The organism is Mycobacterium sp. SP-6446 (assembly GCF_001954045.1).
Classification (GTDB): Bacteria; Actinomycetota; Actinomycetes; order Mycobacteriales; family Mycobacteriaceae; genus Mycobacterium.
Genome location: NZ_MBEM01000051.1, coordinates 1 through 22050, shown reverse-complemented (window position 1 = coordinate 22050; position 22050 = coordinate 1). Strand labels below are relative to the sequence as shown.

Below are 22050 nucleotides of genomic sequence, written 5' to 3'. Positions count from 1 at the left end.
TCCGCGCCTGGCCGGACAGGAACCGGGCGAGTTCCTCGGGCGGACGCACGGTCGCCGAGAGCCCGATGCGCTGGGCGCGCCGGCCCACCTGTTGGGCAGCGGCCAGACCTACGGCGCCGAGCCGGTGCTGGCGCGCGCCCACCACGGCTCGGTCAGCAAGGAACAGCGCGCCGTCGTCGAGGAAGCCCTCAAACGCGGGCTGCTCAAGGCGGTGGTCGCGACGTCGAGCCTGGAACTGGGCATCGACATGGGCGCCGTCGACCTGGTGATCCAGGTGGAGGCGCCGCCGTCGGTGGCCAGCGGCCTGCAGCGCATCGGACGGGCCGGCCATCAGGTCGGCGAAGTCTCGCGGGGGGCGCTGTTCCCCAAGCACCGCACCGACCTGATCGGCTGCGCGGTGACCGTGCAGCGGATGCTCGCCGGGCAGATCGAGACCATGCGGGTGCCCGCCAACCCGCTCGACATCCTGGCGCAGCACACCGTGGCCGCGGCCGCGCTGGAGCCACTCGACGCCGACCGCTGGTTCGACACCGTACGGCGAGCCGCGCCGTTCGCGACACTGCCACGCAGCGTCTTCGAGGCCACGCTGGACCTGCTGTCCGGGAAGTATCCGTCCACCGAATTCGCCGAGCTGCGACCGCGATTGGTCTACGACCGCGACGCCGGCACGCTGACCGCGCGGCCCGGGGCGCAGCGCCTCGCCGTCACCTCCGGTGGCGCCATCCCCGATCGCGGGCTGTTCACCGTCTACCTCGCCACCGAGTCCGAAAAGCCTTCGCGGGTGGGCGAACTCGACGAGGAAATGGTTTACGAGTCACGGCCGGGCGATGTCATCTCGCTGGGCGCGACCAGCTGGCGGATCACCGAGATCACCCACGACCGGGTGCTGGTGATCCCGGCGCCCGGCCAGCCGGCGCGGCTGCCGTTCTGGCGGGGTGACGACGTCGGCCGGCCCGCCGAACTCGGAGCCGCGCTGGGCGCGTTCACCGGCGAGCTGGCCGGCCTGGACCGCGATGCATTCGACAAACGTTGCGCGAGTTTGGGTTTCGATGCCTACGCGACCGAAAACCTGTGGAAGCTGCTGGACGACCAGAAAACGGCCACCAACGTCGTCCCCACCGACACCACGCTGCTGGTGGAGCGGTTCCGCGACGAACTTGGCGACTGGCGGGTGATCCTGCACTCGCCGTACGGGCTGCGGGTGCACGGGCCGCTCGCGCTGGCCGTGGGCCGCCGCCTCTACGAACGCTTCGGGATCGACGAGAAACCGACCGCCTCCGACGACGGCATCGTGGTGCACCTGCCCGACACCCTGTCCGACACCGCGGAAACACCGCCGGGTGCGGAGCTTTTCGTCTTCGACGCCGACGAGATCGATCCGATCGTCACCGCCGAAGTGGGCGGGTCGGCGTTGTTCGCGTCGCGGTTCCGGGAGTGCGCGGCCCGCGCCCTGCTGCTCCCCCGCCGCCACCCGGGCCGCCGCTCACCGCTGTGGCACCAGCGCCAGCGCGCGGCCCAACTTCTGGACGTCGCACGGAAATACCCCGACTTCCCCGTCGTGCTGGAGACCATCCGGGAGTGCCTGCAGGACGTCTACGACGTCCCTGCGCTGGTCGAGTTGATGGCCGGCATCGCCGCCCGCCGGGTGCGGGTGGTCGAAACCGAGACGGCCACGCCCTCGCCGTTCGCGGCCTCGCTGTTGTTCGGCTATGTCGGCGCGTTCATGTACGAGGGCGATTCCCCGCTGGCCGAGCGCCGCGCCGCGGCGCTGTCGCTGGACAGCACGCTGCTGGCCGAGCTGCTCGGCCGCGTGGAGCTGCGCGAGCTGCTCGATCCGGAGGTCATCGCCGCGACCGGCCGCCAATTGCAGCACCTGTCGGCCGATCGGGCCGCCCGCGATGCCGAGGCGGTCGCGGACCTGCTGCGACTGCTCGGCCCGCTGACCGAAGACGAGGTCGCGGCGCGTGCCGGTGGCGCCGATGTCGGCGGCTGGCTGGAAGGCCTGCACGTGGCCCGGCGCGCGTTGACGGTGTCATTCGCCGGCCGCAGCTGGTGGGTGGCGGTCGAAGACATCGGCCGGCTGCGCGACGGGGTCGGGGCGGCGGTCCCGCCGGGCGTCCCGATCGCCTTCACCGAGGAGGTGGCCGACCCGCTGGGCGAGCTGCTGGGCCGCTACGCGCGCACCCATACCCCGTTCACCACCGCGGAAGTCGCCGCCCGCTTCGGCCTGGGACTGCGGGTGACCGCCGACGTGCTGGGCCGGCTGGCGGCCGACGGGCGGCTGGTCCGTGGCGACTTCGTGGCACCCGCCGAGATGTCGGGCCCGGGCGCCGAACAGTGGTGCGACGCCGACGTGTTGCGCATCCTGCGGCGGCGCTCGCTGGCCGCCCTGCGTGCTCAGGTCGAGCCGGTGAGCACCGCCGCCTACGGCCGGTTCCTGCCGGCCTGGCACCGGGTGTCGTCGCCACAGTCGGGTATCGACGGGCTGATGTCCGTGGTCGATCAGCTGGCCGGTGTCCGGATGCCGGCCTCGGCGATCGAACCGCTGGTGCTGGCCCCCCGGATCCGCGACTACTCGCCCGCGATGCTCGACGAACTGCTCGCGACGGGCGAAGTCACCTGGTCGGGCGCCGGGGCGATCTCGGGCAGCGACGGCTGGATCGCGTTCCACACCAGCGAATCCGCACCCCTGACCCTGGCGGCGCCGGCCGAAATCGACTTCACTGACACCCACCGCGCGATCCTGGACACGCTGGCGGGCGGCGGCGCGTACTTCTTCCGCCAGCTCGCGCAGCACGGTGTCGGCGAGGCGGCGCTGAAAGCCGCGCTGTGGGAACTGATTTGGGCCGGCTGGGTCACCGGCGACACGTTCGCCCCGGTGCGCGCAGTCCTGGGCGGCACGGGCTCCCGCAAGCGTTCCGCACCCGCACACCGAGCGCATCGTCCGCCCCGGCTCAGCCGCTACAGCGTCGCGCACGCCCAGCACCGCCCGACCGACCCGACCGTCGCCGGGCGGTGGTCGGCGCTGCCCGCTCCCGAGCCGGACTCCACGGTGCGAGCCCATTACCAGGCCGAGCTGCTGCTGAACCGGCACGGCGTGCTGACCAGAGGAGCGGTGGCCGCCGAGGGCGTCCCCGGCGGATTCGCCACCCTCTACAAGGTGTTGAGCACGTTCGAGGAAGCCGGCAGGTGCCAGCGGGGCTATTTCGTCGAGTCGCTGGGCGGGGCGCAGTTCGCCGTCGCCTCGACCGTGGACCGGCTGCGCAGCTATCTCGACGGGATCGACCCCGAGCGACCGGAGTACCGGGCGGTCGTGCTGGCCGCCGCCGACCCGGCGAATCCCTACGGCGCCGCGCTGCCCTGGCCGACGCCGAGCGAGGACGGGCCCGGCCCCGGGGCGCGGCCGGGCCGCAAGGCCGGGGCGCTGGTCGTGCTGGTGGACGGCGAGCTCGCGTGGTTCCTCGAGCGCGGCGGACGCTCCCTGCTCACCTTCACCGACGATCCGGCCGCCGACCACGCGGCGGCCCTGGCGTTGGCCGATTTGGTCTCCACCCGCCGCGTCGCGTCGATTCTCGTCGAACGCATCGACGGAGTGCCCGCCCTGCAACCGCGCGCCGGCGGGCCCGGTCCCGTCGACGCCCTGTCCGATGCCGGCTTCGTGCGCACCCCGCGCGGGATGCGGCTGCGGTGAGGCGATGCCGGAAGGCGACACCGTTTGGCATACGGCGGCAACCCTGCGCCAACATCTGGCCGGGCAGACGCTGACCCGCTGCGATATCCGGGTGCCGCAGTTCGCCACCGTTGACCTCACCGGGCACGTGGTCGACGACGTGTTCAGCCGCGGCAAGCATTTGTTCGTCCGCGTCGGGCGGGCCAGCATTCACTCGCACCTGAAGATGGACGGCAGCTGGCGGGTCGGCGACCGCCCGATGCGGGTGGATCACCGGACGCGAATCATCCTGGAAGCCGGTCCGGTTCGGGCGGTCGGCATCGACCTCGGCGTGCTGGAGGTCCTCGACCGCGACCACGACACCGACGTAGTCGCCCACCTGGGACCCGATCTGCTGGGCCAAGATTGGGATCCACAGGTCGCCGCCGCCAACGTCACGGCGCGCCCGGACCGACCGATCGCCGAGGCGCTGCTGGATCAGCGGGTGCTGGCGGGCATCGGCAATGTGTATTGCAACGAACTGTGTTTCGTCAGCGGACACCTGCCCACCGCGCCCGTGAGCGCGGTCACCGACGCGCGCCGCCTGGTCTCCCGCGCCCGGGATATGTTGTGGGCCAACCGGTTACGCTGGAATCGCTGCACCACCGGCGACACCCGGCCGGGTCGCCAGCTGTGGGTCTACGGCCGGGCCGGGCAGGGTTGCCGGCGCTGCGGCACGCGCATCGAATCCGACGACACCGGTGAGCGGGTGACCTACTGGTGCCCCAGCTGCCAGCGCTGAACCCGGCTAGTCGCGCGCATGCGCCAGGAAAAACTGCGCGATCGCTTCCGATGCGTCCAGCGCGCGCGTGGTGGACCCGATGACCGCCTTGGGCAGGTATTGCTTGCCGCCCGGCCACGTGTGTCCGCCGTTGTCGATCTGGTAGAAGACCACCTCGGTTGACTGCGCGCACGCCGTGGAGTCGAAGCGGTGAACGACGGTGCCGTCACCGACGCTGGGTAGCGCGTCCGCCGTCGGATCGCCTTGGCACCCATCCACAATGCGCCACTTGCTCACCATGGCGGCGGCGGATATCGAGTGGCTGACACCGCCGCGACCCCGCACGTCGCCGCCGTTGAAACGCACCAGCGGGTCGGCGGTTCCGTGCGCCTCCCACACCGAGACCGGGCGCGACGGATTGCAGGCAACACCCGTGCCCAGCGTGCCCGCCACCGGCGCGATCGCCGCGAACACGTCGGCGCGATCGCACGCCAGCCGGTTGGACATGAAGCCCCCGTTGGACATGCCGGTGGCGAACACGTGCCCCGCGGCGACGCCGTAGTCGTTGCGCAGCTTGCCCACCAAGCCGACCAGGAACCCGACGTCGTCGACATGGCGGCGGTCCGCCGGCGACGCCCCGCGCCCGTCGGCCCAGCTCTTGTCGTAACCATCGGGATAGACCACGAGCAGGCCATGGGCATCGGCGACGGTGTCGAAGTCGGTGAGGCCCTGCTGCCCGATCCCGGTACCGCCGCCGCCGTGCAGGCTGAGCACCAGCGCGACGGGATCGCCGGGCGGCACGTGCAGCGTGTAGGTGCGGTCCATGCCGCCGGAACGGAACGTCCCCGCGAGATCTCGAGCGCTGGCCGCCGACACGTGGCGCTCGCCGCATCCAACGAGGCAAAGTGCGAGGACGCTGACCGACAGCAATCGCGCCCATGGCATGTCGTCAAATTACCTATCGCCCGGCGGTTCGGCAGCGCCGCCCTATGAGCTTCGTCACGCCCGCGGCGACCACCGCTTCGATCACCGTGATTTTGATTTCGCGCCAGCTCGCGACGGGAGCGGCGCCGCGGTGACCTGGCCGTGCTTGCCGTGCTCTTGCTCTGTCGAAAACCTGACCGGCGGGTGAACAAAATATGTACAACTACCCTTTGACCTGGGCGTGCGGTTGTCAGAAATCGATGTACCCCGGAGAATGTTGCCCGTAGAAGCTGAAACACCCACGTTGGCGGACCAACTTGGCTTCAGCAAACCATCTCACTTAGGGGAGATCCGAAATGGTTTACCGCCTTCTTCTGGCCGTGGCGGTCGCTTTGCTTGGCCCGCTGGCAGTAGTCCCGAGCGCGCATGCCAACACCCAAGACGACAAATTCCTGGCGATCCTCAAGCAAGAGGGCATCACCGACCACGTATCTCCCGCACACGCGATCGAGGCGGGCCACACGGTCTGCCAGAAACTGGACGACGGCGCGAAGCCCAGCGACGTGGCCACCGACGTGGTGAACAGCAGCAGCATGCCCGCTTACCACTGCGGCTACTTCGTCGGGGCGGCCATCAAGGTGTACTGCCCGCAGTACATGCCGGAGGAAGGCCCCGGCAACAACCCGCCGGCGAGCTGACCTAGGCCGATTCGATTGGCTCACGGCCCTTCTCGGCGGCTGACGAATTCGCGGTGTGATCCGGTCACCGGATCGTCGAACTCGATGCGCTGGGCCAGCAATCGAAGCGGTGTGCCGAAGTCGCCGGGTGGCACGTCAATGACGTTGGGGTACAACGGATCACCCGCGATCGGTATCCCGAGTGAGGCCATGTGCACCCGCAGCTGATGGGTGCGTCCCGTGCGCGGCGTCAACCGATACAGACCGTCCGGCGACTGGGGGTACTTCCCGCTTGCGGGGGAGAGTTCCACCAGCGTCTCCGCGTTGGGCGTGCCGGGCTCGCAGACCGCCTGTAAGTGTCCGCGCCGCTTGACGATGCGGCTGCGGACCACCCGCGGCAGCGCCAGGGCGGGATCGACGGCCGCGCGCGCCAGGTACGTCTTGTGCACCAACCCGCGGGCGAACAGTGACTGGTAGGCGCCGCGCAGCTCGCGCCGGACAGTGAACAGCAGCACCCCGGCCGTCAGCCGGTCCAGCCGGTGCGCCGGGCTCAGCTCGGGCAGCCCCAGTTGCCGTCGCAACCGCACCAGCGCGGTCTGCGCGACGTGCTGCCCGCGCGGCATGGTGGCCAGGAAGTGCGGCTTGTCGACGACGACGATGTCGGCATCGCGATACAGCACCGGCATGTCGAAGGGCACCGGAACCTCGTGCGGCAGTTCGCGATACAGGTAGACGGCCGCGCCCGCGGGCAGCACGGTGGCGTGGTCGACCACCACGCCGTCGGCGTCGACGACTTCCCCGGCCAGCACCTTCGCGCGGGCGGGTTCGCCGAATCGCGCGGTCAGTTCGGCCAGCACCGGTCCCCCGCGCAACCGCACCCGCGCGGGGCCCAGCCCGTCGCGGACCGGCAGTGGCGCGGCCCTCACCGCGGCCTCAATCGGGACTCAATTGAGCGGCACCGGCTCGAGGATCTCGGCGCGGGCCTCGGGCGCGCTGGCGCGCAACTCATCGGCCGACACGTCGTCGGGCTGCGCCTGCGACAGGATCTCGGCCTCCACCCGGGCGGTGTAGTTCGCGACCTCACGGTCGACGTCCGCGGCGCTCCACCCCAGTACCGGGGCCACGAGATCGGCCACCTCCCTGGCGCAGTCGACGCCGCGGTGCGAATACTCGATCGAGATGCGCATGCGGCGGGCCAGGATGTCCTCCAGATGCAGCGCACCCTCGGCGGCCGCCGCATACACGGCTTCGACCCGCAGGTAGCCGGGCGCTTCCTTGATCGGGCTGAGCAGGCCGGGGGTTTCGGCCGCCATCTCCAGCACGTCGCCGATCAGCGAGCCGTAGCGATCGAGCAGATGGCGCACCCGGTAGGGATGCAGGCCCTGCAACGCGCCGACGTGTTCGGCCTGATTGATCAGCGCGAAGTAGCCGTCGGCGCCCAGCAGGCTCACCTTCTCCGTGATCGACGGCGCGACCCGGGCCGGAACGTATTGGGCCGCAGCGTCGATCGCGTCGGCCGCCATCACCCGGTAGGTCGTGTACTTGCCGCCGGCGATGGCCACCAGGCCCGCCGCGGGCACCGCCACCGCGTGTTCCCGGGACAGCTTGGAGGTGTCGTCGCTCTCCCCCGCGAGCAACGGGCGCAGCCCCGCGTACACGCCGTCGATGTCGGCGTGGGTCAACGGCGTGGCCAGCACGCTGTTGACGGTGCCCAGGATGTAGTCGATGTCGGCCTTGGTGGCCGCGGGGTGGGCCAGGTCGAGATTCCAGTCGGTGTCCGTGGTTCCGATGATCCAGTGGTTGCCCCACGGGATGATGAACATCACCGACTTCTCGGTGCGCAGGATCATCGCGACGTCGCTGACGATCCGGTCGCGCGGCACCACCACGTGTACGCCCTTGGACGCACGCACCTGGAATCGCCCGCGCTGCTTGGACAATGCCTGAATCTCGTCGGTCCACACGCCGGTCGCGTTGACGACGACGTGGCCGCGGACCTCGGTGATCGCGCCGTCCTCGGAGTCGCGGACGCGCACGCCGATCACCCGGTCGCCGTCGCGCAGCAATCCGACCGCCTGGGTCGACGATCGCACCACCGCGCCGTAATGCGCCGCGGTGCGCGCGACCGTCATGGTGTGCCGGGCGTCGTCGACGACGGTGTCGTAGTAGCGGATGCCGCCGATGAGCGAGCTGCGTTTTAGGCCGGGGCTTAGCCGCAGCGCCCCGGCGCGGGTCAAATGTTTTTGCGCCGGAACCGATTTCGCGCCACCAAGCCGGTCGTAGAGGAAGATGCCCGCCGCGATGTACGGCCGCTCCCAGACCCGCTTGGTGAGCGGAAACAGGAACGGTAGTGGCTTGACCAAATGGGGCGCCAGCGTCGTCAGCGACAGCTCGCGCTCGTAGAGCGCCTCGCGGACCAGCCCGAATTCCAGCTGCTCGAGGTAGCGCAGCCCACCGTGGAACATCTTCGACGAGCGGCTCGACGTGCCGGACGCCAGGTCGCGCGCCTCGACCAGCGCCACCTTGAGCCCACGGGTGGCGGCGTCCAGCGCGCACCCGGCGCCCACCACGCCGCCGCCGATGACCACCACGTCGAACTGCTCGGTGCCTAGCCGCTCCCACGCCACCTCGCGCTGCTGCGGTCCAAGCACGGACGCCGGCCAGGTCTGTTCGGTCGGCGCATGGATCGGGTCACTCACGGCAAAAGACTCCTCATCGGGGGTTCCCGTCAGTTACTCGTCGGTAGGACTGCTCCCAGGCTAGTTCGTCGGGCGCCTTTGAGTGGCGTTCAGTCGAGATCGTCGTGCGCCATCAGCCGCCGGGCCGCCTCGGTGATCGACCCCGACAACGACGGGTAAACGGCCAGCGTCTGCGCCAACTCGTTGACGGTGATGCGGTTTTGCACAGCCACGGCGATCGGCAGGATCAGCTCGGACGCGATCGGCGCCACCACCACGCCGCCGATCACCACGCCGGTCGAACGGCGGCAGAAAACCTTGACGAAGCCCTGCCGCAGGCCCGACATCTTTGCGCGCGCGTTGGTCCGCAGCGGCAGCATGATGGTCCGCGCGGGCACCGAACCGTCGTCGATCATCGACTGCGGCACCCCGACGGCGGCGATCTCCGGGCGGGTGAACACCGTCGCGGCGACCGTGCGCAGCCGGATCGGGCTCACGCCCTCCCCCAGCGCGTGATACATCGCGATCCGGCCCTGCATCGCCGCGACCGACGCCAACAGCAACAGACCCGTGCAGTCCCCCGCCGCATAGATCCCGGGCACCGAGGTGCGCGAAACCCGGTCCACGGTCAGGTAATTGCCGCGGCCCAGCTCGATGCCGACCCTGTCCAGACCCAGTCCGCCGGTGTTGGGAACGGATCCGATGGTCATCAGCGCGTGGCTGCCCTCGACGGTGCGGCCATCCGTCATGGTGACCAACACCCCGGCGTCGGTGCGGGTGACCGATTCGGCACGCGCGTTCTTGAAGAGCTGCACCCCGCGTTCGGCGAACGACTCTTCCAGGACGAGCGCGGCGTCGGCGTCTTCGTACGGCAGCACCCGGTCCCGGCTGGCCGCGACCGATACGCGCACGCCCAACTCGGTGTAGGCGTGCACGAATTCGGCGCCGGTCACCCCGGAGCCCACCACGATCAGGTGCTCGGGCAGCGCTTCCAGGTCGTAGAGCTGCCGCCACGTCAGGATCCGCTCGCCATCGGGCTGGGCCGTCGGCAGGATCCGCGGGCTGGCGCCGGTGGCGATGAGCACGACGTCGGCTTCGTGCTCGCTGGTGGTGCCATCGGCGGCGGTGGCCTTGATGCGGTGCTTGGCCAGGCCGGGCGCGGGGTCGACGAGCTCGCCCCGGCCCGCGACCACCTGGACGCCTACGGCGAGCAGCTGGGCGGCGATGTCCGCGGATTGCTCGGCCGCCAGCGTCTTGACCCGGGCGTGGATCTGCGGCAGCGAGATCTTGGCGTCTTCGAAGTCGATGTCGAAACCCAGCCGAGGCGCCCGGCGCAGTTCGGTGCGCAGGCCGGTGGACGCGATGAATGTCTTGGACGGCACGCAGTCGTCCAGCACGGCCGCGCCACCGATGCCCTCGGAGTCGATCACGGTGACGTGCGTCGTGTCGGGATGGGAGGTGGCAGCGACCAGCGCGGCTTCGTAACCGGCCGGGCCTCCGCCCAGGATCACGATGCGCGTTACCACGGTCCTTAACCTATCGGGACGACGGCGCTCGCCGCAGCGCGGAGCCGTTGGATGAATACCGCCCGCGGGTGCGCCGTTTAAGCTTTTTCCCGTGCCGCTCTACGCCGCCTACGGGTCGAACATGCATCCCGAGCAGATGCTGCAGCGTGCGCCGCACTCGCCGATGGCCGGAACCGGCTGGCTGCCGGGCTGGCGGTTGACGTTCGGCGGCGAGGACATCGGCTGGGAAGGCGCCCTGGCCACGATCGTCGAGGACCCGAATTCGAAGGTGTTCGTCGTCCTCTACGACATGACGCCGGCGGACGAGCGGAACCTCGACCGCTGGGAGGGCTCGGAGTTCGGCGTGCACAAGAAAATTCGCTGTCGCGTCGAACGCCTGTCCTCCGACACCACCACCGATCCCGTGCTGGCGTGGCTGTATGTGCTGGACGCGTGGGAGGGTGGCCTGCCGTCGGCGCGATATCTGGGCGTCATGGCCGACGCCGCCGAAATCGCTGGCGCCCCAAGCGATTACGTCCACGATCTGAGGACCCGTCCGGCCCGCAACATCGGCCCGGGAACCTCCGCTTAGAACAGCGCCGACTCGACGACGGCGGTCTGCTCGATGATGTTGACCATCACCCGCAGCCCGATCGCCAGGGACCGTTCGTCGAGGTCGAACGTCGGCTGGTGCAGGTCCAGCTGCGGTCCCTCGCCGGACCACACGCCCAATCGTGCCATCGCGCCGGGGATTTCCTCCAGATACCAGGAGAAATCCTCGCCGCCGCCGGACTGCCGGGTGTCGGACAGCACGTCGGGGCCGACGGCTTCGATCGCATGCATGAGGATGCGGGTCGAGACTTCCTCATTGACCACGGGCGGAACCCCGCGCCGGTATTGCAGCGTGTGTTCGATCGCCAGCGGCGACAGCAGCGCGCTCACGGCCTCGCGGATGAACTCTTCCAGCCCTACCCATGTCTGCCTGCTGGCGGTGCGCACGGTGCCGGCCAGCACGCCGGATTGCGGAATGGCGTTGGCCGCGACGCCGGCATTGACCGCGCCCCACACCAACACGGTGCCGTTGCGCGGGTCGATGCGGCGCGACAGCACCCCGGGCAGCCCGGTGATCAGCGTGCCCAGCCCGTAGACCAGGTCGGCGGTCAGGTGCGGCCGCGAGGTATGGCCGCCCGGCGAGTACAGCGTGATCTCGATCTGGTCGGCGGCCGACGTGATGGGGCCCTGCCGCACCGCGACCTTGCCGACTTCCAGCCGGGGGTCGCAGTGCAGCGCGAAGATCCGCGATACCCCGGTCAGCGCCCCGGCGGCGATGGCGTCGATCGCGCCGCCGGGCATCAACTCCTCGGCGGCCTGAAAGATCAGCCGCACCCCGACCGGCAGCTCGGGCACCGACGCCAGCGCCAGCGCGGTGCCCAGCAGGATGGCGGTGTGCGCGTCGTGCCCGCAGGCGTGCGCGACGTTGGGCATCGTCGAGGTGTACGGCGCGCCGGTCAGCTCGGCCATCGGCAGCGCGTCCATGTCGGCCCGCAGCGCGATTCTCGGCTCGTGGTCGGGACCGAAATCACAGGTCAGTCCCGTACCGCCGGGCAGCACCTTGGGGTTGAGCCCGGCGTCGGCTAACCGCTCGGCGACGAACTGCGTGGTGGCGTACTCCTGTCGGCCCAGCTCGGGATAGCGGTGGATGTGACGGCGCCACTCGATCAGGTCTTCGTGGTGGGCGGCCAGCCACGACTCGGCGGTGTCGACCAGGCTCATGCGTCGCCCCCGCCGTTTCTGCGCTGCCGCGCGGTCAGCACCCGGTCGCGTTCATCGGGCGACTCGGCGAGGTGAACGACCGTGCGCGCCAACATGATTGCGCCCTCGACGACCGCGCGATCGGCACTAGGACCGGCGGCCGCGGCGGCAAAGGCGCGCTGGTGAACCGTGGCGCCACCGGCGTCGACGCCGATGATCGGGTGGATCCCGGGCAGAACCTGCGTCACGTTGCCCATGTCGGTGCTGCCCATCGGCAGCGCGTCCTCGATCTCGGGGCCGACCGGGTTGCGCCCCAGCCGGCGCATCTCGTCGCGGAAGACGCCGGCCAGCCATCGGTCGGGTTTGAGCTCGGCGTATGGCGGTGCGGGCTGGTTGATTTCGTATTCGCAGCCGGTGGCCAGCGCGCCCGCGGAAAAGCACGCGAACATCCGGCCCTCCAGCTCTCGCAGCGAATCCGATTCGACCGCGCGCATCGCGTACTGCAATGTCGCGTGGCCGGGGATGACGTTGACGGCCTGTCCGCCGTTGGTGACGATCCCGTGCACCAGCTGCCCCGGTGCCAGTTGCTGGCGCAGCAGCCCGATCGCGACCTGCGCGACGGTGACGGCGTCGGCCGCGTTGATCCCCAGGTGCGGCGCGACGGCGGCATGGGATTCCTTGCCGCGGTAGTCGACGACCGCTTCGGACAGCGCCAACGAGCGGGCCCCGGCGATGTCGGCCGGCCCCGGATGCACCATCACCGCGACCGCGACGTCGTCGAACACCCCGGCTTGCAGCAGCAGTTCCTTGCCGCCGCCGGCCTCCTCGGCGGGGGTTCCCAGCAGCGACACCGTCAGGCCCAGGTCGTCGGCCACCTCGGCCAGCGCCAGCGCGGTCCCGACCGCCGAGGCCGCGATGATGTTGTGCCCGCACGCGTGCCCGATCTCCGGCAGCGCGTCGTACTCGGCGCAGATCCCGACCACCAGCGGTCCGCTGCCGAAGTCGGCGCGAAAGGCCGTCTCCAAACCTCCGGGTCGCGCGGTGATCTGGAAACCCCGCTCGGCGACCAGCGCCTGCGCCTTGGCGCAGCTGCGATGCTCGGCGAACGCCAGCTCAGGCTCGGCGTGGATGGCGTGGGACAGCTCGACCAGGTCGGATCCGCGACGCCGCACCACGTCCTCGACGTTGGCCAGTGCGGGTGCTGCGGGCATCCTCGCAGTATCTCACCCGGCCACAACGGCCCGAGGGTCGAAGGCCTACACCAGTCCGGCGATGAACCCCGCCGCCTGGCCGGGATAAGGCGGCACCTCGTAGACGTGGTGCGCGTCCCGGTCGCGACCGCCGACGACGCAGACGGGATCGCCATCGCTGCACAGGTCGATCGCCCGGCCGGCGAACGCACCCGTCGTCGAAAGGGGCGTGTTGAAGCGGTTGCCCGGATTGCCGAACACCGCGACCGCCCGCACCTTGCTGGCGAGACCGGGATCCAACGCGGGAGCCGACCCGAAGTTGCCGATCCGCTGGCCGACGGGCGGCACCCCCGCCAGCATCGACACCGCGGCCGCGCCCTGCGAGAAGCCGCCGAGCACCAGCCGCGTGGCCGGGCATTGGTCGACCATCGCCGCGATGTGATCGCGCGCGTCGTTCGCGCCGTCGGCGGTGGTCAGAAAGTTGTAGCTGGCCGGATAGTTGACCGCATACGAGTCGACGGTGCGTGAACCGAGGGCGGGCTGCAGTGCCGCGAAGAGCGCATCGCCCACCGCCCCCAGGCCGGGCGGTTCGGCGGTACCCCTGACGAAGATGAGTTGGACGTCGGGACACCCGGCGCGCGCAGTCGGCGCCGGGCCGCACGCGAGCGTGGCCACCGACAGAGCGAGAGCGACAACCAGGCCGACAACCTGCCAGCTACGAAGACGCATACGGCAGATCCTGACATATGCCGGTGACAACCGCCGGGTGAGGCGTCACCGGGTTAAGCTGCCCGACTGTGGCCGAATCCCCGCCCGCGCCCGACGAACTCGCGCGACTAGCCGCACGGGCCATCGCCGAGCGCACGGGGATCGGCGAGCACGACGTCGCCGTGGTCCTGGGCTCCGGATGGGCGCCGGCGGTCGCCGCGCTGGGCTCCCCAACCGTCGTGCTACCCCAGGCCGAGCTGCCGGGGTTCGCGCCGCCACGCGCGGTCGGACACACCGGCGAGCTCATGTCGGTGCGCATCGGCGAGCACCGGGTGCTGGTACTGGCCGGCCGGGTGCACGCCTACGAAGGGCATGACCTGGCCCACGTCGTGCACGCGGTGCGGGCCGCCTGTGCGGCCGGGGCGCGGATCGTCGTACTGACCAACGCAGCCGGCGCCCTGCGTCCGGACATGCGGGTCGGCGAGCCGGTGCTGATCAGCGACCACCTGAACCTGACCGGGCGTTCGCCGCTCGTCGGTGCGCAGTTCGTGGACCTGACCGACGCCTATGCGCCGCGGCTGCGCAAGCTCGCCCGCGACAGCAACCCGCAGCTGACCGAAGGCGTGTACGCGGGCCTGCCGGGGCCGCACTACGAGACGCCGGCGGAGATCCGGATGCTTCGCACCCTCGGCGCCGACCTGGTGGGCATGTCGACGGTGCACGAGACCATCGCGGCGCGGGCCGCCGGCGCGGAGGTCCTCGGCATCTCTCTGGTGACGAACCTGGCCGCGGGTCTCACGCCCGCGCCGCTGCGGCACGCCGACGTGGTCTCCGCGGGGGACGCGTCCGCGGGCCGGATGGGCGCCCTGCTGGCGGACGTCATAGCCCGGTTTTAGAGCGCATGACGCCCGAGGAGTGGATCGCGCACGACCCGGACCCGACGACGGCCGCCGAGCTCGCCGCCTGCGGTCCCGACGAGCGTGCGGCGCGCTTCGCCCGGCCGCTGACCTTCGGCACCGCGGGATTGCGCGGTCCGGTGCGCGCGGGCCCCGACGCGATGAACGTGGCGGTGGTCTCGCGGGCAACGTGGGCGGTGGCGCGGGTGCTCACGGATCGTGGCCTGGCCGGTTCCCTGGTCGTGGTCGGGCGCGACGCCCGGCACGGCTCGGCGATTTTCGCCACCGTGACGGCCGAAGTGCTCGCCGCCGAGGGCTTTTCGGTCCTGCTGCTACCGGGCCCGGTGCCGACGCCGGTGGTCGCCTTCGCGGTGCGCCACGCCGGGGCCGCCGCCGGGATACAGATCACCGCATCGCACAATCCGCGCACCGACAACGGGTACAAGGTGTACTTCGACGGCGGCATCCAGATCGTCTCACCGACCGACCGCCAGATCGAAACCGCAATGGCCGCAGCCCCTTTCGCCGACCGGATCGGCCGCAGGCCCGTCGAATTCGCCGACACCGACCTCGTCGAGCGCTACATCGAGCGCGCGGCCGGCGTGCGGCGATCGACCGGCCCGGTGCGCGTCGCGCTCACCCCGCTGCACGGGGTCGGCGGCGCCACCGCCGTTGACGCACTGCGTCGCGCCGGCTTCGAGCAGGTGCACACCGTCGGTGCCCAGTTCGCACCCGACCCCGACTTCCCCACCGTCGCGTTCCCGAACCCCGAGGAGCCCGGCGCCGCCGACGCGCTGCTCGCGCTGGCCGCGGACACGCGTGCCGACATCGCGATCGCGCTGGATCCCGACGCCGACCGGTGCGCGGTCGGCATCCCGACGGCAGCGGGATGGCGAATGCTGTCCGGGGACGAAACCGGTTGGCTGTTAGGCGATTACATCCTGTCGCATGAGCGGCCCGCGACCGCCGTGGTGGCCAGCACCGTGGTGTCGTCGCGGATGCTGGCGGCCATCGCCGCGCATTACGGCGCGGTCCACGTCGAAACCCTCACCGGCTTCAAATGGTTGGCGCGCGCCGACGCAGACCTGCCCGGCACCCTGGTGTACGCCTACGAGGAGGCGATCGGCCACTGCGTCGACCCCGCCGCGGTGCGTGACAAGGACGGGATCAGCGCCGCGGTGCTGGCGTGCGATCTGGTGGCCTCGCTCAAAGCGCGGGGCCGCTCGGTGTCCGATCGGCTCGACGAGCTGGCCCTGCGCCACGGCGTACACGACGTCGCCGCGGTGTCGCGCCGGGTCGCCGACGCCGACGAGGCCGCCGCCTTGATGCGGGCGCTGCGGGCCGCCCCGCCGCAACGGCTGGCGCGCTTCCCGGCGACCATGACCGACATCCGCGACGCGCTGATCTTCACCGGCGGGGACGACGAGGCGTCGGTCCGGGTCGTGGTGCGGCCATCCGGGACCGAACCGAAACTGAAGTGCTACTTGGAGATTGGCTGCCCGGTGACCGACGGCCTGCACCGGGCCCGCGAACGGGCGGCCAGCTTACGCGACGAGCTAGTATTCGCGGCGCAAACCTGGTGAGCTAGGTCCGATGGCCCGGCTCCTCCTCCCGCCGCTACGCGGCGCGCATCGTCGCCGAGCTAGCGCGGACCGTACTGCCGGTCCCCCGCGTCGCCGAGACCCGGGACGATATAGGCGATCTCGTTGAGCCCATCGTCGACGGCCACGGTGAACAGCCGCGCGTCCGGCGCCGCTTTCCCAAGCACCGCAATGCCTTCCGGCGCGGCCACCACGCACAACACCGTGATGTCCGCAGCGCCGCGGCGCTGCAACAGGTCGACGGTGTGTTTCAGCGATCCGCCGGTGGCCAGCATCGGGTCCAGCACCAGCACCGGCAGCGCGCTTAGGTCGTCGGGCAGCGACTCCATGTACCCGCTCGCCTGGTGGGTTTCCTCGTCGCGGGCGACGCCGACGAAACCCACCCGGGCCTCCGGCAGCAGCTCCAGCGCCTGGTCGACCATGCCCAGCCCGGCGCGCAGGACGGGCACCAGCAGCGGCGGGTTGGCCAGCCGCACACCCAGCGTCTCGGCCAGCGGGGTGCGGATCGGGAATGTCTCGCGGCCCGCGTCCCGGGTGGCCTCGTAGACCAGCATCGCCGTCAGATCGCGCAGCGCGGCCCGGAACCCCGCGGTGTCGGTGCGTTCGTCGCGCAGCGTGCTCAGCCTGGCGGCGGCCAGGGGGTGGTCGATGACGCGGACATCCATGGAATTCGAGCGTATATACCTCTTTTGTGCAAAGGCCCGTTGACACGCGTGCGTGCGTCCCGTCAATGTCGGTGACCCGTTCATATACTCCCGGGGTGTCGCGCGAAATTCGAAGTCCGAGAACGCTGATCGACTGGGCATATCGCATCCTCGGAATGGCCGGCGCGGTCATGCTGACGGGTCTGGCGGCCATTCCGTCGAGTCCCCGCGTGGGTCTGGCCGCCGCCGAGCTGCCCCGGCCCGCACACGTGGTAATCGTGGTGGAAGAGAACCGTTCTCAAGCACACATCATCGGCAGCCCGCAGACGCCCTTCATCACCGCGCTGGCCACTCACGGCGCGAACATGACACAGTCATTCGCCGAAACACATCCCAGCCAGCCAAACTACTTGGCCCTCTTCGCCGGAAGCACTCTCGGAGTGACCAGCAACGCGTGCCCGGTCAACGGAGGCAATGCCCCTAACCTCGGCTCCGAATTGCTCGCCGCCGGATACACATTCGTCGGTTTCGCCGAGGACCTGCCCGCCGTCGGTTCGCCCGCGTGCAGCGCCGGCAAGTACGCACGCAAGCATGTGCCGTGGGCCGATTTCACGAATGTGCCGCCGCAGAATTCGGTGCCGTTCTCCGCGTTCCCGATGGGCAATTACGCCAGCCTGCCGACCGTGTCGTTCGTCATCCCCAACAACGACAACAACATGCACGACGGCTCGATCGGGCAGGCCGACACCTGGCTGAACCGCCAGCTGTCCGGCTACGCCAACTGGGCGCTGGCCAACAACAGCCTGCTGATCGTGACGTGGGACGAGGACGACGGCGGCCCGCGCAACCAGATCCCGACGGTGATCTACGGCGCGCACGTGCAGCCCGGCAACTACACCGAGCAGATCAGTCACTACAACGTGCTTTCCACCCTGGAAGAGATGTACGGCCTGCCGAAGACGGGTAACGCGGCCAACGCTCCCCCGATCGCGACCATCTGGGCACCCTAACGGCGCGTCCGCCCCCACCGGCCTGGCACCGGCCCCGGCACGCGCGCCGGCCGTCGCTATTCTGTGCCGCATGGCTGCTGACCTCGTGCCCATCCGCCTGAGCCTGTCCGCCGGTGACCGCTACACCGTGTGGGCACCCCGCTGGCGCGATGCCGGCGACGAGTGGGAGGCGTTCCTGGGCAAGGACGACGACCTGTACGCCTTCGAGACCGTTCCCGACCTGGTCGCATTCGTGCGTTCGGACTCCGACAACGATCTGGCCGACCATCCCGCGTGGAAGGAGCTGACCACCGCCCACGCGCGCAGCCTCGACCCCGCCAAGGACAGGCAATTCGATCTGGTCGCCGTCGAGGAGCTGGTGTCGGAGAAACCGACCGAGGAGTCGGTGGCCGCGTTGGCCGGCACGCTGGCCATCGTGTCGTCCATCGGGTCGGTGTGCGAGCTGCCGGCGGTGGCGAAGTTCTTCAACGGCAATCCCAGCCTCGGCACGGTGTCGGGCGGGATCGAGAACTTCACCGGCAAGGCCGGCGTCAAACGCTGGGATGCGATCGCCGAGGTCATCGGGCGCAGCTGGGACGACGTGCTCAGCGCGATAGACGACGTCGTCAGCACGCCTGAGGTCGACGAGAAGCTGTCGGCGAAGGCCGCCGACGAATTGGCCGAGGAGCTCGAAGAAGACGGCGAGGACGAAGACGCCGAGGCTTCCGACGAGGACGCCGCCGAGGAGTCCGAGGTCAACGAAGAGCCCGACGCCGGCGACGAGACCGACGAAGACGAGGACGAGGACGAGGACCGCGCGGCCGGCGACACCGTCGTGCTGGGCAGCGACAAGGACTTCTGGGCGCAGGTGGGTATCGACCCGATTCGGATCATGACGAGTTCCGGGACGTTCTACACGCTGCGCTGCTACCTCGACGATCGCCCGATCTTCCTGGGCCGCAACGGGCGCATCAGTGTGTTCGGCTCCGAGCGGGCGCTGGCGCGATACCTCGCCGACGAGCACGACCACGACTTGTCCGACCTGAGCACCTACGACGACATCCGCACCGCCGCGACCGACGGCTCGCTGGCGGTCGACGTCACCGACGAGAACATCTACGTGCTCAGCGGACTGGCCGACGACTTCGCCGACGGGCCCGACGCCGTCGATCGCGACCAGCTGGAGCTGGCCGTCGAGTTGCTCCGCGACATCGGCGACTACTCCGAGGAGGGCACGGTCGACAAGGCCCTCGCAACCGGCCGACCCCTGGGCAAACTGGTCGCGTACGTGCTGGAGCCCGGCTCGGTCGGCAAGCCCGCGGGCCCGTATTCCGCCGCGGTGCGGGAGTGGGAGAAGCTCGAGCAATTCGTGGAGGGGCGGCTCCGCCGGGAATAACGGCGCGAACCGCGGTGAATTCGGCCGTCGAGCCGAGTCTTCCCTACATGACCACCCCCTCGATGACCACCCACTCGCTCGTCGTACCCGGCGCTCGGCTGCACTATGAGGTGCGCGGCGCCGGCCCGCTGCTGGTGATACTCGGCTCGCCGATGCCCGCCGCGGACTTCGCACCACTCGCCGAGGCGCTGGCCGGCGACCACACCGTCGTCACCACCGACCCGCGTGGAATCTCCGGCAGCCCCGTCGATGACCCGACCCAAGATTCCACGCCCGACCTGCGCGCGGACGACGTCGCCGCGATTCTCGACGATCTCGGCGCGGATCGGGCGGACGTGGTGGGCTCGTCGGGCGGCGCGGTCACCGGGCTGGCACTCGTGACTCGCCACCCGGCCCGGGTCGGCACGCTCGTCGCGCACGAGCCACCGTTGCTGGAGCTGCTGCCCGACGCCGCGCAGCAGCGCGCCAACACCGAAGACATCATCGACACCTTCCGCCGCGAAGGGTTGGCCGCCGCGATGACGAAGTTCATGGTCAACGCGGGCTTCCAGCCGGCCGGTGGCGACGGCCAGGGCGCCCCGGTCGCGCCCCAACCTTCACCGCAGCAACTCGCCGATGGCACCCGGTTCATCACCCACGAACTGCGGGGCACCGCCGCCTACCGGCCCGACATCGCTGCCCTCACCGGCGGCCCCGCGCGGATAGTGGTCGGGATCGGCGCCGAGTCCGGCGGCCTGATCACGTACCGGACCAGTGTTGCCCTGGCCGAGCTCCTCGGAGTACGGCCGATCGAGTTTCCCGGCGATCACGGCGGATTCATCTCGGCACCAGACGAGTTCGCCGATGTCCTGCGTGCCACGCTGTCCACCAGCGTTTGACGGGTAGTCAAGTCTCCTCTTTACTGGCGGCAGCGTCCGCCGGTGATTCAGTGGCGGCCCCGACGGGAAGGTGTGAGCCGAGTGTCGCTTCCCGGAATCGGCCCGCTACCGCTGTATGGGTTCCAGCGCCCGGCGATGTTGCTGTTCGCTCTGATCCCGCTGGCCCTGCTCGCGCTCTACGTCGTTGTCCAGGCCCGTCGCCGGCACCGACTACGCCGGTACACCGAGGCGGAGGTGCCGCAGTCGATCTGGCGGCATCTGCCGATCGCGGTGTCGCTGCTGTGTCTGTTCCTGCTGACGATCGCGCTGGCCACCCCCACCCACGACATGCGCATACCGCGCAACCGCGCGGTGATCATGCTGGTGATCGACATGTCGCAGTCCATGCGGGCAACCGACGTCGAGCCCAACCGCCTCAAGGCCGCCGAGCAGGCGGCCAGCCAATTCGCGAGCCAGCTGACGCCGGGCATCAATCTCGGGCTCGTCGGTTTCGCGGGCGTCCCATACCTGCTGGTGCCGCCGACCCCGCAACATCAGGCGACCATCGAGGCCCTGAAGAAGCTCGAGTTCGCCGATAGCACGGCGACGGGCCAGGCGATCTTCACCGCACTGCACGCGATCAGCGCGTCGGCCGTTCAGGGTGGGGATAAGCCGCCGCCCGCCCGCATCGTGCTGCTGTCGGACGGCGGGGAGAACAAGCCGCAAAATCCCAGCGATCCACGCGACGGCGTCTACACCGCGGCGCGCCTGGCCAAGGATCAGGGGGTGCCCGTCTCGACCATCACGTTCGGCACCAAGACGGGCAGCATCGAGATGGACGGCCAGCGGGTCAATGTGCCCGTCTCCACCGACCAGATGAAAAAGATCGCCCAGCTTTCCGGCGGGCAGTCCTATACCGCCACGAATCTCGAACAGCTCAACAAGGACTACGACGCCATCGAGAACGAGATCGGATATCGCACGGTGCCGGGGCCGGGCAGTTCAGGCTGGCTGCGGCTCGGGGTCATCGTCGCGCTGGTGGCGACGGCCTTGGCGCTGTTGATCAACCGAAGACTTCCCACCTAAAAGCTCAGGCGGGCAGCCGGCGATTCAGGAACAGGCCCGCCAATACCGCGCCGGCCATCACGAACGCGCCGAGCAGCATCCACGCCAGGCTCGCATCACCCTTCACGGTTTCGTAGCCGATCTGGTGCTGCAGCGTCGTGTAGACATCCTTGAGCGATTCCAGGCTGTCGGCATGGAACGCCTGGCCGTCGGTGATCTCGCAGATTTTCTGCAGCGTCCGATCGTCGACCGGAACGGGAATGCTGGCGCCCTCGAACTCGACGGTGCCGTACGGCGTGCCAAACGAGATCGTCGATATCTGCACGCCTTGGTCCTTGGCTGCACGTGCGGCGGTGAACGCGCCCTGTGGCGCGTTGGGGTCCAACGGCACGTTTTCGGCGCCGTCCGATTCCAGCACGATCCGCGCCGGCGGCGGACCTTCGCCGCCTCCCATCACCGAGCCGACCGTGGCGATCGCCTGCAGCGCGGTGAAAAGGCCTTCTCCCGTCGCGGTTTTCGGGGCCGGCTTCAGGCTGTCGATCGCCGCCTTCACCGCGTCGCGGTTTGTCGTCGGCGCGACCAACAGGCTGGCGTTCGCCGCGAATTCCACCAACCCGAGGTTGATGGCCGGCGTTAGCTGGTCGGCGAACTGCTTGCCGGCCTCCTGCGCGGCGGCCAGCCGGTTCGGAGCGACGTCGGTGGAAGCCATGGACTCCGAGACGTCGATCACCAGCATGA

General features: G+C 70.0%; 19 protein-coding genes. 10 read left to right on the top strand and 9 right to left on the bottom strand.

Annotated elements, in window-relative coordinates:
* Positions 1-3691 (top strand): helicase-related protein (locus tag A5736_RS04095; protein ID WP_083667128.1); only part of this gene is annotated, 3691 nt, incomplete at its 5' end.
* 4 nt (positions 3692-3695) lie between these two features.
* A complete protein-coding gene (gene nei2, locus A5736_RS04090) occupies positions 3696-4451 on the top strand; it encodes an endonuclease VIII Nei2 (RefSeq protein WP_076244673.1) in 756 nt (251 codons plus the stop codon).
* 6 nt (positions 4452-4457) lie between these two features.
* Here nei2 and A5736_RS04085 read toward each other — a convergent pair whose 3' ends face one another.
* On the bottom strand, positions 4458-5375 hold the full coding sequence (locus A5736_RS04085) for a PHB depolymerase family esterase (protein WP_076123481.1): 918 nt from the start codon (positions 5373-5375) through the stop codon (positions 4458-4460).
* A 335-nt stretch (positions 5376-5710) separates the two neighbouring features.
* On the opposite strand from A5736_RS04085, the gene A5736_RS04080 reads away from it, so the two are divergent.
* Positions 5711-6052 carry a DUF732 domain-containing protein gene (locus tag A5736_RS04080; RefSeq protein ID WP_076123479.1) on the top strand — a complete coding sequence of 114 codons (342 nt, stop codon included), beginning with the start codon at positions 5711-5713 and terminating at the stop codon, positions 6050-6052.
* A gap of 20 nt (positions 6053-6072) precedes the next feature.
* Here the strand turns inward: A5736_RS04080 and A5736_RS04075 are convergent, their stop codons facing one another.
* The 3 genes from A5736_RS04075 to A5736_RS04065 all read right to left on the bottom strand — a co-directional run bounded on the left by A5736_RS04075 (position 6073) and on the right by A5736_RS04065 (position 10235).
* A complete protein-coding gene (locus A5736_RS04075) occupies positions 6073-6957 on the bottom strand; it encodes a pseudouridine synthase (RefSeq protein ID WP_076244669.1) in 885 nt (294 codons plus the stop codon).
* A gap of 18 nt (positions 6958-6975) precedes the next feature.
* Positions 6976-8730, bottom strand: a complete 1755-nt coding sequence (locus tag A5736_RS04070; RefSeq protein ID WP_076123475.1) for a glycerol-3-phosphate dehydrogenase/oxidase — start codon at positions 8728-8730, stop codon at positions 6976-6978.
* 89 nt (positions 8731-8819) lie between these two features.
* On the bottom strand, positions 8820-10235 hold the full coding sequence (locus A5736_RS04065; RefSeq protein ID WP_076123473.1) for an NAD(P)H-quinone dehydrogenase: 1416 nt from the start codon (positions 10233-10235) through the stop codon (positions 8820-8822).
* Between the two features lie 91 nt (positions 10236-10326).
* On the opposite strand from A5736_RS04065, the gene A5736_RS04060 reads away from it, so the two are divergent.
* Entirely contained in the window at positions 10327-10806 is a 480-nt protein-coding gene (locus A5736_RS04060) for a gamma-glutamylcyclotransferase (RefSeq protein ID WP_076123471.1), read from the top strand.
* On the opposite strand, the gene A5736_RS04055 is transcribed toward A5736_RS04060, so the two are convergent.
* From A5736_RS04055 to A5736_RS04045, 3 genes are read right to left on the bottom strand one after another with little or no spacing between them, the layout of a single operon-like run.
* Complete coding sequence (locus tag A5736_RS04055; RefSeq protein ID WP_076123469.1) at positions 10803-11987, bottom strand: M20 family metallopeptidase; 1185 nt, start codon at positions 11985-11987, stop codon at positions 10803-10805. The two genes, A5736_RS04060 and A5736_RS04055, sit on opposite strands and share 4 nt — an antisense overlap.
* Positions 11984-13177, bottom strand: a complete 1194-nt coding sequence (locus A5736_RS04050; RefSeq protein ID WP_076244668.1) for a M20 family metallopeptidase — start codon at positions 13175-13177, stop codon at positions 11984-11986. The genes A5736_RS04055 and A5736_RS04050 overlap by 4 nt, the downstream gene beginning before the upstream one ends.
* Positions 13178-13222: 45 nt before the next feature.
* Positions 13223-13885, bottom strand: coding sequence for a cutinase family protein (locus A5736_RS04045; protein ID WP_076244666.1), 663 nt, complete (start codon positions 13883-13885; stop codon positions 13223-13225).
* A 68-nt stretch (positions 13886-13953) separates the two neighbouring features.
* Here A5736_RS04045 and A5736_RS04040 point away from each other — a divergent pair, with 68 nt between their 5' ends.
* Together A5736_RS04040 and A5736_RS04035 are read left to right on the top strand one after the other, a co-directional pair.
* A complete protein-coding gene (locus tag A5736_RS04040) occupies positions 13954-14760 on the top strand; it encodes a purine-nucleoside phosphorylase (RefSeq protein ID WP_076244664.1) in 807 nt (268 codons plus the stop codon).
* A 5-nt stretch (positions 14761-14765) separates the two neighbouring features.
* The gene (locus A5736_RS04035) at positions 14766-16343 is read left to right on the top strand and encodes a phospho-sugar mutase (protein ID WP_076244663.1); all 1578 of its coding nucleotides are present in this window, start codon (positions 14766-14768) and stop codon (positions 16341-16343) included.
* 59 nt (positions 16344-16402) lie between these two features.
* Here the strand turns inward: A5736_RS04035 and upp are convergent, their stop codons facing one another.
* Positions 16403-17026 (bottom strand): uracil phosphoribosyltransferase, encoded by a 624-nt coding sequence (upp, locus tag A5736_RS04030; RefSeq protein ID WP_076244661.1) that lies wholly within the window; start codon positions 17024-17026, stop codon positions 16403-16405.
* A 155-nt stretch (positions 17027-17181) separates the two neighbouring features.
* Between upp and A5736_RS04025 the strand changes: the two genes are divergently transcribed.
* The 4 genes from A5736_RS04025 (at position 17182) to A5736_RS04010 (ending at position 21333) form a co-directional block, all read left to right on the top strand.
* Entirely contained in the window at positions 17182-18015 is an 834-nt protein-coding gene (locus tag A5736_RS04025) for an alkaline phosphatase family protein (protein WP_076244659.1), read from the top strand.
* 70 nt (positions 18016-18085) lie between these two features.
* On the top strand, positions 18086-19390 hold the full coding sequence (locus A5736_RS04020; protein WP_076244658.1) for a primosomal protein: 1305 nt from the start codon (positions 18086-18088) through the stop codon (positions 19388-19390).
* Between the two features lie 47 nt (positions 19391-19437).
* Positions 19438-20268 (top strand): alpha/beta fold hydrolase, encoded by an 831-nt coding sequence (locus tag A5736_RS04015; protein ID WP_217695727.1) that lies wholly within the window; start codon positions 19438-19440, stop codon positions 20266-20268.
* Between the two features lie 81 nt (positions 20269-20349).
* The gene (locus A5736_RS04010) at positions 20350-21333 is read left to right on the top strand and encodes a VWA domain-containing protein (protein WP_076123460.1); all 984 of its coding nucleotides are present in this window, start codon (positions 20350-20352) and stop codon (positions 21331-21333) included.
* 4 nt (positions 21334-21337) lie between these two features.
* Here the strand turns inward: A5736_RS04010 and A5736_RS04005 are convergent.
* Positions 21338-22050, bottom strand: a 713-nt coding sequence (locus A5736_RS04005) for a VWA domain-containing protein (protein ID WP_076244656.1), incomplete at its 5' end; no start/stop codon positions are given.